Source organism: Prosthecobacter sp., assembly GCF_044373815.1.
Classification (GTDB): Bacteria; Verrucomicrobiota; Verrucomicrobiia; order Verrucomicrobiales; family Verrucomicrobiaceae; genus Prosthecobacter.
In genome coordinates, this window is the sequence record NZ_JBIPNG010000182.1 from 1 (window position 1) to 11,856 (window position 11,856).

Consider the following 11,856-nt stretch of genomic DNA (forward strand, 5'->3'; position numbering starts at 1 on the left):
CAGTGCACCGCCGCTGCTGATGCCTGTTCCATTCAAGGCGGCTGTATTGATGATGAGCTTGCCGTTGAGGTCCAGCACGCCTCCTGTTTGTACGGTTGCCGCGGAGGTGCTCATGGCGGTGGCGTTTCCGAGAATCAATGTGCCAGCATTAACGCTCGTGGCACCGGTATAGGCATTGGCGACGGCCAGAGTCAGTGTGCCTGCGCCGTTTTTGGTGACGCCGCCGGTGGTGGTGCTGGTGATTGAAACCTGAATACTGAGGCTGTCTCCTGCTGCATTGGTGCCGATCACCAGATCACCACTGCCCCCTGTGGTCAGACCAACCGCAGTGACGCCGTCTGCGATCAAGGCAGCCACTCCGCCAGTGACCAAAATTCCACCAGCGGTGTTCGCGCCGTTGTTGATGGTGAGCAGGATGCCGCTGCCGATGGTCAAGGTGTCGTTGCCTGTGAATTTCAAGCCCGCATTGACGGTGATGGAAGCTGTCTGCGCAAAGGAGCCACTGATGAGGTAGGGATTGGTGTTGCCGGCGGAAAGATTGCTGTTGGCCGTGGTGGTGGACGCTGCGCCGATGAGTCCACCAGTGGAGGCTGCGAAATCAGCGCCATTAAAAGTGATGCGCGCATTAAGAATGCCATTGATGTTTGAGGTGCCGGTGATGGTCACGCTGGTGTTCGCTGGCGAGATAATGTTCAGGCCGGAGCCTGCGGCAGGTGTGGCGAGCGAGGTGAAAGTCAGCGCATTGGTTCCGGTGGCAGGTGCATCCACTTTCAACACACCGCTGCCGGAAGTCAGTGTGAGTGAGCCAAGGGCTTGCGTGCCGGCAGCGGCGATCCCGACGTATTCGAATGTGCCGCTGCCGGTGTAGGTCAGGCCGGGGGTGGTGCTCCAACTGCCAGTGATGCCATCCCCGAGTTTCAAGATGCCTGCGTTGATCGTGATGGCTCCTGTGCTGGTGTTCACTCCTTTGAGTGTCCATGTGCCCGTGCCGTTTTTGGTCAAGGTTCCGGTGGTGGTGCCGATGATGCTGGAGATGCTGCCGTCACCTGCACCCGCGAGGACCAAGCCAATGCCCGCGCCTGTGATCGTGCCTGCATTCGTGAGAGTGAGTGTGCCGCTGTCCGAGGAAATGGTGACTGCGGAGGTGGAAAGGGTGAGCAGGCCGGCATAGTTGTTCACGCCGCTGACATTGACCAGAGCACCGGTCTGGATGTTGAGGCCGTTGCCGCCTGCGAATCCAGAGCCACCTGCAAGAGTCAGAGCCTCTGCCAACGTCGTGATGCCACCTTGAATTTGCAGGGTCGCGCCACTGGTGACGGACGTGCCATTGGCAATGGTGCCGAGAGCGGTTGCACTGCGGATGTTGAGGATGCCCGCACTGACAGTGGTGAGGCCCGTGTAACTGTTGTCGCCGGTGAGGATGAGCGTGCCAGGTGATGTTTTCGAAATGAGGCCCGCAACCCCCGTGGATTCAGTGATCGATCCACTGATGGTGAGTTGGTCCGCCACGTTGGTGAGCTGAACCGTTCGTAAAGCGGAAGCACTCGCAACCGTGGTGATTTGCAGAGTTGTGCTGAGGGTGTTGATGCCAGAGAAAGCGATCGTGCCGCTGGTGCGGTTCAAAGTCAGTGTGCCTGTGCCGGTGATTGTGGATCCGAAGAAGCCCACCAGTGTGTTTACCGTCAGCGTGTGACCATTCATGTCCAACGTGCCACCAGCGTTGATGACCAAGTCCGATGTGGCCGTGACGGTCATTTGTTCATCTCCAGCCAGCCGCACCGTGGCGTTCCCCACGGTGCTGGCGGCAGTAGCCCCGATGGTGAGACCACCGCCACCCGTGGCGGTTGCTCCTCCCGTCTTGCCAAGAATCAAGGTGCCTGCATTGACGGTCGTGAGGCCGGTGTAGGTGTTTGAGGCGCTGCCGCTCAGGGTCAGCGTGCCGAGGCCTGCCTTGATGAGCGCAAGCGTTCCTGTACCGTTGGCAAGCATGCCGCTGAAAGTGCTGTTCAGCAGTGTGGCGCTGCTGCTGTTGCCGATGATAAGGCTAAACGCACCACTGGCATTGACGGTGCCACTGCCGGAGAGCGAGCCGAGAACAATGCTGCTGATGCCTGCCGTCAGAGTGTTGCCGCTGCCCACAGTCACCTGTGCCAGGCCTCCCAGAGATGTAGTGGTGGACAGGTTCAGCGTCACAGCACCGCCCGTGCTCGCAATGTTCACGATCGTGCCATCCACCAAGCTGCTCGCTGCCACGGCCAGTGTTATCACGCTGGCTGCTGTGCCGCTGTTTTGAAAAGTGATGGTGCGGGGCGCAATGGCTTGATCGTTGAAGGCTCCAAGAGTCAGGGTGGTCGTTGCATTTGCGGTGCTCTGCACATCAAAGATTGGATTGCCGGGACGCATGGAGACTCCGCCAATGTTCACTGCGCCAAGCGTCAGGCCGATCGTGCCGCTGGCGACATTGCTGCCTGCCTTAACAGTTAAAATATTGGAGCCAATGGTCAGTGTGCTCAGGGTGGTGACAGTTCCGCCTGCACCCGATGAAGCGCGGTCAACGATGATGGTGCTGTCTTTGATAAGATTGACCACGTTGGTGAAGGTGGTGGTGGCATCAAAGCCCAGGCTTAGCGTGCCGCCATTGAGTGCAAATGAACCGGTTCCTATTGGGGCGATGGAGGTCGCCGCTGCCTGTAGCCGCAGTGTGCCGGCATCGATTTGTGTCGTGCCAGTTCGTGCGCTGGTGGCGGTGCTGATGAAGGTAAGAGTGCTGCTGCTGGTTTTGGTCAGCAGCACATTGCCGGTGAGGCCGCCGGCATTGTTGATGGTGAGGTCATTGCCGCCGCCGAGCAAGGCGGATGCAGTCAGTGCCACAGCACCCGTCAGTGTGCCTGTGCCACTGCTGCTGATGACAGCCCCGCTGCCGCTCCCTGCGCCAGAGAGGCTGAATGCGGAACTGATGCTGAAGCCATTCAAATCGGCGACACCACCAGGTGAGATGGCCACGGATGCTGTGCCCAGAGTGGTGGCAGTGCCGAGCTTCAATGTGCCCAGGCTCACGGTGATGGCACCGGTGTAGGTGTTCGCGCCACTCAGGACGAGTGTGCCCAGCCCCGTTTTGACGAAGCCGGCGACGGCACCGATAGCCCCTCCCACATTGATTGTGCCAGATCCGCCGAAGTTCAGAAAGTTGCTGCCCGTGAGGATGGCGGTCGCGGCCACGGTTCCGAGATTCAATGTAGAACCCGCATCCGCTGTGATGAGAGCGGGAGCCCCCAGCGTGATGAGTCCAGTGATGGTGTTGGTTCCGCTGAGGTTGCGGATTGCGCCGTTTCCGCCGTCACCAAAGCCTCCTACGTTGGCCAGTGCACGGGCGACGGTGATGTTGCCGGAAAGGGCCAAAGTGGCCCCATCAAGCACGGTCACGGTGCCGGTGGTGCCCAGAGCGCCGGCGTTGCGTATCTCCATGATGCCATTGGAAATTTGAGTGCCACCGGTGTAGGTGTTTACCACCGTGAGCACGGTGCGTGTGCCGGCTGCGCCGTTGGACACCAATGTCACGATGCCGGTGCCGTTGTTGGCGATGGCGGAGTTGATCGTCAGCGTACCAGTGCTGGAGAGATTGGTGAGAAAGAGGACGCCTGCGGTGTTGTTCGTGCTGCCGCCTGCTGACAGCGTGCTGGCGGCTCCTGAGGTGCCGATGGTCAGATCCTGTGCGCCATTGAGAAGCTGGATGCCGCCGAGCGTGCCAAGCCGAAGAGTCTGCCCAGCGCCGAGCTGCACCAGACGGCCCGCAGTAATATCTGTGGTGCTTAAAGTATTGAGAAAGGTGGTGCCCGCCCCGGCTGTGACTGCTCCGGTGGTGCCGCTGGTCATGGTCGCATTGGACGTTGCAGTGAAAGGAACTGCTCCCAGGTTTTGTCCTGTGGCAAGGACGGTGTCTCCTGTGTAACCACCGACAACTGCGCCACCAATCACCTGGGCCCAGCTCCGTGCACCGTAGGAACTGGAGTAGCTCATCCAAGGGCCGGCAAAGCCTGCTGCCTGAGTGGTGGAAATGGTGCCGTAAAAAGGTGCCAGCACAGAAAGCACCGCCGTTGTCTCCACACGGCTGATGTTGCCAAAACTCAGGTTTATTGTGCCACCGGTGCCGGAAATGAGCTCCAGTACATTGTAGGCACCTGAGACGCTCAGGTCTTTAAAGGCCTGGCTGTTGGTCTGTCCTGCATTGCCGACGAGGCGCAGTGTTGTGGCAGAGTTGCCGCTGGCCAGAACCAGGTTTCCTGGCGTGGTGAGACCGTTGTAGAGGATGTTGTTTTGAGGTGCTCCGACCGCGCTAAAGTCCAGCACAGTGATGCCACCTGAATAACTGGCCACATTACGTCCGAGAATGGTGGCTCCGCCATAAGTGTTCGCTCCGGTCAGTGTCACCACGCTGTCCCCACCGCGGGTGAAGGTGAAACGGTTGAAGGAAAAATTACTCCCATTGTCCCCGATGGAACCCGAGATCGTAGCGCTCAAACCGTTGGAGGCGGAGAAGTTGGTGTGAATGCCAGCGTCCGCTGTCAGGGTGATGGGGCCTGAGAGGGTGATATTGTTTGCAGCCAGACGGATGGCTCCATAGGCGGTGCTGGAGAAGAGGAGGCTGTTGCCAATGCCCGCTAGAGAGAATGCCTGCGTGTAGTTGGATCCCGCACCGCTGAGTGCGGCCGTGCCACCGGCCTCCACCACGATGCGGTCCACCGCCTGTAGTGTGCCTGGCACAGAGATGGTGGCGTAAATACTGCCGCCAATCGTGAAAGATCCTGTGAGATCGGGATTGGTGGACATCGACAGCGAGATGTACTGAAACGTGGTGCCGGAACCGAATTTTTGAATGCGCAGGTTGCTGCCCTTGAGTCGGAGATTGGCTCCCAGACCGACGAATTGGGAGCCGCCTGAGGAGAGATTTTCCATTTGAATCAGGCCGTTTGCACCGAAGTCGATGATGCGTCCGGCCACATTGCCATTCAATGCGTACTGCTGCCCCGTAGCGATGGTTCCAGTGGTGACCGCGAGAAATCGAAGTTCTTTTAAAACAATGTCTTCAGTGACGCTGATGGGATTGGAAAGTGCCGGAGTCGGGACGTTCGTGCCGAATTGAGCGATGGCTGACGTCGAATTGACCCAGGAGGTGTTTGCCGTTCCATTCCACCAGTTGGTGTTAACAGTGTTCCAGATGAGGGTGTTGAGCGGGCTGCTGCCATCCGTATTCTGGGGACCTGTGACACTGGTGTTGGAATCCCACGTCACCGTTTGTGCGGAAGCAGTGATGGAGATCAGCAATATTACTGCTGCTGACAGCTGGTAGATTCGAAGTGAGCGACAAACAAAAGTGAGGTGTTGCATAAGTATATGCTAAAATCAGCACTTCTTCGCTAAGCACCTGCGGGACCATTCCCTCATTCATGCAGACCCCGAATCACGCAAAGAAGACGCTATTTGTGCGCCCGACCGTGCCAGGTCGGCAGAGCACGAAATTGGCATGCTTGTACAGGCTTCACCTGGCATGCGTTTCAGCTAGACTGGCTACTTGGTCATAGCCGGGCGCGGACGCGGATAAGCGATTTCGGTGCGCTGGTCGGGATGCTTCGCACCCGGTTTTTTATGAGCAGAGGCCGTGATACTGGAGAGAAATTGCAGCCGACTGCTGCTGGTTCCTGAGCCTCGAAGCTCCTCGAGTAGTTCATCAACGCCCTCCAGAACACAAGTGGGCTGGTACACGTAATTGCGCAGATCTTCGAGGCGTGTGGACCCGGTCAGCACCAGGCAGGCCTGCATGCCGACTTCAATGGCCCCCCGGATGTCCGTCTCCATTGTGTCGCCCACCATCATCACTTCTTCGGTGTGGCGCTGCAGCAGCCGCCTTGCACGCTGAAACATGTATGGGTTGGGTTTGCCGAGGAAATAGGCGCGCTGTCCTGTGCTGGCTTCCAGATACGCAGCCAGCGCACCTGCGCCGGGGCGGGTCACTTCCTTTTTCACGGGGCACCAGTTGTCTGGATTGGTGGCGACCAGCCGCGCACCTTTCTCGATGAGTTCATGCGCTTTGGAGAGTTTCTCCGTGGACTGCATGCCTTCGCCAACGACCACGTAAGTGGGGCGGATGGAATCATTGGGGATGCCTGCCTTTTGCAGCGCCAGTGTCAGCCCGGCATCGCCCATGACGAAGGCTGTGCAGCAAGGGTGGTTCTCAGCCAGAAACTCGGCAGTGTTCATGGCGGCTGTGTAAAAATGCCGCGCTGAGATGCCGTGGATTCCCAGATGGTTGAGTTTGACGACCAGATCTTCGGGCGTGGGTGCAGAGTTGTTGGTGACGAAGAGGAAGGGGGTCGAAGTCTCGATGAGGTGGTGGATGAATTCCGCCGCCTTGGGCAGCAGCTGGTTTTCACGGTAGATCACACCGTCCATGTCGATCAGCAGTCCTTTGGTTTGAGGCATGTCTTTTGAGGGGGAGGGTTTGGGGCATGGTTCACAGAACTGTCTGCATGCTCCTATGGACTCTTGCTCTAAGCATTGGCGAGGCCACCATTCAGTCCTTGCAGACCCCGAATTGAGCAAAGCAGACGCTCTTTGTGCACTCTGCTTCAGGAGGACTGCAAGATCCTGCTGCGATAGGCCAAGGGGACGCAGTGCTGGTGCTCTCTAAACTGCCGCTGGAAATGCGCAGGTGATACAAAGCCGCAGTCCATGGCAATCTGGCTGACGGTCAGGTCTGTTTCTGCGAGCAGAAGGCACGCACGCGCGATGCGCAGCTCATTCACGTATTGAGGCACGGTGCGTCCGGTGCTTTTTTTGAAGAGACGGCTGAAAGCACTTTTGCCAAGACCCACGATGGCCGCCAGATCGGCCACATAAATGGGTTCTGGCAGATGGGATGCGATGAATTCACAGGCCATGCTGATGCGGTCGGATGTGCCGGGGCGTGGCTGCGGCAGGACGGGAGAGGAGATTTCTTGCAGTTCCTCCGAGTTTGACAGCAGATCGAGCAACTGCAGCAGCAGGATCACGCGCTTCATGCCATGCACATGGAGCATTTCCTGAACGATGCGAGTGGCGGTCAGCCGCGTGATGCCTTTGATTTTCAGGCCTTGGTCGGCACGTTGGAACAACCGTCGCACGGGAGTCATGGAGGAGCGCTGCATCCAATCCTCATGTCCTGGCAGTTGCGGCATAAACTGCACGACAATGGCTTCCACCTCCGTGACAGGCGCGCCCGGTGCGGGCTGGTTGCGGTAATCGTGCGGCACATTGGAGCCCAGAAAGACGAGATCTCCAGGCTGGATGGATGAGATGTTGTTGCCGACGAGTCGTTCAGTGCCGCCTTTCAACACCAAAGTGATCTCACACTCCGGGTGGTAATGCCATACACAACCGAAATCCTGTCCGCGCACGACTTCGCAGACCACCGGTTCGGCGGCTGCAAGCGGGGAGAGCATTTCAACAATGGGTTTCATCAGTTGCTCGTGCTGAGAACATGCAGGATCCCGTTCCTGTAATGGCAGATGGCGAACGTATGAAATCGTTCATGAAAACTGATACGAATCAAAGCTGCGTGCGGAAGTTCATTTCTTGGATGAAGGATGGAAGGCAGAGTCGATTTTAGGCGCAAAAGAAGTTTCACAGTGCGGAGGTGAATAAACCTTCAGCCGAAGCATCAGGCTATGTGCATGGCTATGCAGCATGCGTGCCACCTGCTGGATCTACGCTTATCATTTGCACAGATGTGTGTTCATCTGCGACATTCGTATCACTCCAGCTCTACTGGTTCCAAGCCTTCAAGCCAGCCACTGGCAGCAGCGCATCGGCGGCGGCACGCCATGCCGGAGTTCCGGCTTTTTGAAAGAGTTCGTAGATGAGCTTCCTGCTGTGCGGATCTGCGACAGAGTTTGGCGCGTTGCGCCATAGGCCTAGTCGCAAGCCACCTTCGTGGGCATGATCTACATGACGGTGGTAAATAAAGGCGTCGATGTTGAGCTGGGTTTGAATCTTCTCCCAAGCATATGCGTAGGCGGCGGCCTGAAGTTTTTCGCCTTCGGGCGTGAGCAGTGTGTGGAAACCCTGCTCGCTGAGGATGATGCGGCGTGGCTTGCCGTTGAAGAGTAAATCAGGGCGCTCCAGATGCTTTGGCAGCACCTCGAGGTTTTTGAAGGTGACCTTGTTGGTGTTGTCATCGTGCGTGACGGTTTTGTCCGCCCAGGCGCGTGGATTGCCGAGGTCCTCGGGGTAGGGATGCCAGGCGACGTTCCAATCGAAGTCACCACGCTCACGCACAAGTCTTGCAAAGGTGTCGAGGAAGTCGCAACCTGGGGTGGCTTCCTGCGGGCTCACGTTGTGCATGCTGCTGCTCCAATGATGATCTGAGGAGAGGTAGGTGCGGGCGTTCAGGGAATGTCTGCGAATGGCTTGGTGCATGATGCGGAAGGCCTTTTCATATTCGCTGGCGGCGGTTTCGAGCGGCACGAGGCCCATGTTGTTCCAGAGGAAGTGAGAATTGACTTCGTTGCCGATGATCCAGCCCCAGACACGTCCGTGGTCGGGATGAGCGCCGCTCCAGCGTTCTGCGAGCAGGTTCATGACGGCGTTCAGAAAACCACTCGTCGTGTTTACGGCCCCGACGCTGAATTTGTAATCTTTGCGATGTCCCGGATGCAGCACGACGGCGTCGATGGCCGCGTTCTTCGAAGGATAGGCGATGATGATGAGATAAACGAGCACGCCCTTGTCGGAAAGCGGCTTGATCTGGCGGTCCAGTGAAGCGAGATAATTTTGATTAAAAATAAACTCACCGGTTTCAGGCTTCGATTTGGGATCAAACAGGCCGGTGAGGTTCACATTGATGCCCGCGTGGTGAATGCCGAGCGCCAGCGCATCATCCACCATCTGCACCTGCAGGCCCTTTTGATTCGGAGGTGTGGGAAACGGATCGCTGTTTTGAGCACAGGCGATTTGCGCAAGGATGAGGCCGAGAAGAAGATGACGCATGAGTGATGAGACAACCACCGCAGCGAATGAGCAACTGCAAGCTGCCTGTGAACGCTGCGGCAAACCCGAAGCGGTGAAGTTTGGTGACGAGTTTATCTGCGACGATTGCTACGTGGCGTGCGGTTCGTGCTGCGCAGGGGATGAGGGGTGAGGACGGTTACTCGTTTTCCGGCACGAGCGATTGTTCAGGCGGACCAGCCCCGGACCTTCGACATAATATTCAGGATCAGCATTGTGCCAGACCACTACATGGTCTTGGGCCAAGGGCTCAGCAGCGTGAACCCAGCACGTAATAGTGAAGACCAAGGCAAGGAGTGAGGCGACGCGGAGAAGGGGGATGAACACCCAGCCACAACGACTCCAACCAACCAGTATGATCACAACAATGCACAACATGCGTTGAGACGTGGTCCATTCCATTCGTAGGTTCCATTATGTCTCTCACCTCTTTTTTTCAGCCGCGCAGCATTGCTCTTGTCGGAGCCACGGAGCGTGAAGGCAGTGTGGGCCGTGCGATCTGGGACAATCTGCGCGGCTTTTCAGGCCCGGTGTTTCCGGTGAATGCGAAGCGTGCGGAGGTGTGCGGCGTGAAGGCTTATCCGAATATTGCGGCACTGCCGGAGGTGCCCGAGATGGTGATCATTATGACACCTGCAAGCACGGTGCCACAGTTGGTGGAGGAGGCTGGGGTGGCGGGCGTGAAGGCGGTGATTGTTATCTCTGCAGGGTTCAAGGAAACGGGGCCTGAAGGTGCCAAGCTGGAGGCGGAGGTGCTGGCGGCGGCGAAGCGGCATGGCGTGCGCCTGATCGGGCCGAACTGCCTCGGTTTGATGAATCCGCATGCGGGGCTAAATGCGACTTTTGCCAGCAGTGTGGCGCAGCCGGGAAGGGTGGCATTCCTGAGCCAGAGCGGGGCGTTGTGCACAGCCATCCTGGACTGGAGCCATGATCAGCATGTGGGATTCAGCGCCTTTGTTTCCACCGGAGCGATGGCGGATGTGGGCTGGGGAGATCTGATCCGGCACTTCGGGGAAGATCCCAACACGAGCAGCATTGTGATTTACATGGAGTCCGTGGGGGATGATGCGGCTTCATTCCTGGCGGCGGCACGGGCGGTGGCGGCGCAAAAGCCCATCGTGGTGATCAAGGTCGGCCGCACCGCAGAGGCCTCACGTGTGGCGGCTTCGCACACAGGCGCGATGACCGGCAGCGATGCGGTGCTGGACGCGGCGTTGCGACAAAGCGGCGTGCTGCGCGTCGACACGATCGAGGAATTGTTCGACATGGCCGAGGTGCTGGCCAAGCAGCCGCTGCCTACCGGACGGAGGTTGGCGATCGTGACCAATGCGGGTGGTCCCGGTGCGCTGGCCACGGATGCGCTGGTGCTTGGCCACGGGGAGCTGGCGGAGTTGTCGGCGAAGACAATGACGGATTTGAACGCGCTGCTGCCCGCGCACTGGAGCCACCACAATCCAGTCGATGTCTTGGGGGATGCTGACGCGGCTCGGTTTGCACAGGCATTAGGGATCGTAGCTGACGACGCTGCTGTCGATGGTGTGCTGGCCATCTTGACTCCGCAGGCCATGACGCATCCCACAAACATCGCGCAGGAAGTCGCGCGGATCGCTGGCCAGATCAACAAGCCGTTGCTGGCGAGCTGGATGGGGGCGCAGAGTGTTCAAGAGGGACGCGGCATCCTCAATTCGGCCGGGGTGCCCACGTATGACTACCCTGACGAAGCGGCGCTGGCGTTTGTGCGCATGCGGGAGCATCGGCTGCGCCTGATCTGGCTGAGCGAAACACTGAGCGCGCATGCAGACGATGATGACAGTGAAGCACTGCCTCTGGTGGGTGAGATGATTGATGTAGTGCTGAAAAGCGGGCGCACGCTGATGACGGAGCAGGAAGCCAAGCAACTGCTGCAGGTGGCGGGCATTCCCATCGTGGAGACACGCGCTGCTTATGATGAAGAGGCGGCAGTTGCCGCAGCTGAGGCGCTGGGTTTTCCAGTGGTGGTCAAGCTGCTTTCCTCCACCATCACGCACAAGAGCGACTGTGGTGGCGTGCAGCTTAATCTGCTCAATGCCGCCGCTGTGCAGCAGGCCTGGCGTTTGATTCAGGACAACGTCACTCACCTGCATGGACTGGCCGCTTTTGAAGGGGTGACTGTGCAGCGTATGATCACACAGAAAGGCATCGAATTGATCCTCGGGGTGAGCACAGACGCGCAGTTCGGTCCGGTGCTGCTCATTGGTGCAGGGGGGACGTTGGTGGAGGTGCTGCAGGATCACGCGCTGGCCCTGCCGCCGCTGAATCACGCGCTGGCACGGCGCTGGGTGGAGCAAACGAGAATCGCCAAAGTGCTGCATGGCGTGCGCGGCCAGCCGGCGGTGGATCTGGCAGCGCTGGATGATACGCTGGTAAAATTTGCCCGGCTGGTGCAGCACGAGCGGCGCATCGTTGAACTGGACATCAATCCGCTGCTGGCGACGCCGGACGGCATCATCGCGCTGGATGCACGAGTGGTGGTTCGGGCATAAATGGTCATAGGCGCGATGCCAGGGGTCATGCCTCACGTAATGATATTTGCTCAACTAAATGTGGCGGCGGCCACCTGTTTAAACTGAGAGCAGCGGAAAGTTGGCAGATTCGTCGGTTGCTTGTATTTACGTTTGCTGCGTGAGATCAGCGACGTCCAGAAGGACGCAAGAAACGAATTGTTTGAGCATGAATACATTTTTTAAATACCCTCTTTTCGTGCTGGCGCTGCTGCTCGTCAATTGTGGGCGCACTCCTTCAGGGTCTCCCCCGGCAGCACCGGGACCACCCGGCCCA

At 58.4% G+C, this 11,856-nt stretch carries 6 protein-coding genes; 2 read left to right on the forward strand and 4 right to left on the reverse strand.

Annotation, left to right across the window (positions count from 1 at the left end):
- From ACIREA_RS15675 to ACIREA_RS15690, 4 genes are all read right to left on the reverse strand, one after another.
- Positions 1–5,385 (reverse strand): beta strand repeat-containing protein (locus tag ACIREA_RS15675; RefSeq protein WP_397383232.1); only part of this gene is annotated, 5,385 nt, incomplete at its 3' end.
- A 180-nt stretch (positions 5,386–5,565) separates the two neighbouring features.
- Positions 5,566–6,477: an HAD-IIA family hydrolase gene (locus tag ACIREA_RS15680; RefSeq protein ID WP_397383233.1), complete on the reverse strand. Its 912-nt coding sequence runs from the start codon at positions 6,475–6,477 to the stop codon at positions 5,566–5,568.
- 146 nt (positions 6,478–6,623) lie between these two features.
- Entirely contained in the window at positions 6,624–7,493 is an 870-nt protein-coding gene (locus ACIREA_RS15685) for a helix-turn-helix domain-containing protein (RefSeq protein ID WP_397383234.1), read from the reverse strand.
- Positions 7,494–7,797: 304 nt separating this feature from the next.
- Positions 7,798–9,021, reverse strand: coding sequence for a DUF5722 domain-containing protein (locus ACIREA_RS15690; RefSeq protein WP_397383235.1), 1,224 nt, complete (start codon positions 9,019–9,021; stop codon positions 7,798–7,800).
- On the opposite strand from ACIREA_RS15690, the gene ACIREA_RS15695 reads away from it, so the two are divergent.
- The gene (locus ACIREA_RS15695; RefSeq protein WP_397383236.1) at positions 9,020–9,172 is read left to right on the forward strand and encodes a hypothetical protein; all 153 of its coding nucleotides are present in this window, start codon (positions 9,020–9,022) and stop codon (positions 9,170–9,172) included. The two genes, ACIREA_RS15690 and ACIREA_RS15695, sit on opposite strands and share 2 nt — an antisense overlap.
- Positions 9,173–9,455: 283 nt before the next feature.
- On the forward strand, positions 9,456–11,561 hold the full coding sequence (locus ACIREA_RS15700) for an acetate--CoA ligase family protein (RefSeq protein ID WP_397383237.1): 2,106 nt from the start codon (positions 9,456–9,458) through the stop codon (positions 11,559–11,561).
- The last annotated feature ends 295 nt before the right edge of the window (positions 11,562–11,856 follow it).

Excerpts from the sequence above, each read along its gene's own strand:
- ACIREA_RS15690 (WP_397383235.1), bottom strand. The coding sequence starts at position 9,021 with ATGCGTCATCTTCTTCTCGGCCTCATCCTTGCGCAAATCGCCTGTGCT.
- ACIREA_RS15700 (WP_397383237.1), top strand. The coding sequence starts at position 9,456 with ATGTCTCTCACCTCTTTTTTTCAGCCGCGCAGCATTGCTCTTGTCGGA.
- ACIREA_RS15685 (WP_397383234.1), bottom strand. The coding sequence starts at position 7,493 with ATGAAACCCATTGTTGAAATGCTCTCCCCGCTTGCAGCCGCCGAACCG.
- ACIREA_RS15680 (WP_397383233.1), bottom strand. The coding sequence starts at position 6,477 with ATGCCTCAAACCAAAGGACTGCTGATCGACATGGACGGTGTGATCTAC.
- ACIREA_RS15695 (WP_397383236.1), top strand. The coding sequence starts at position 9,020 with ATGAGTGATGAGACAACCACCGCAGCGAATGAGCAACTGCAAGCTGCC.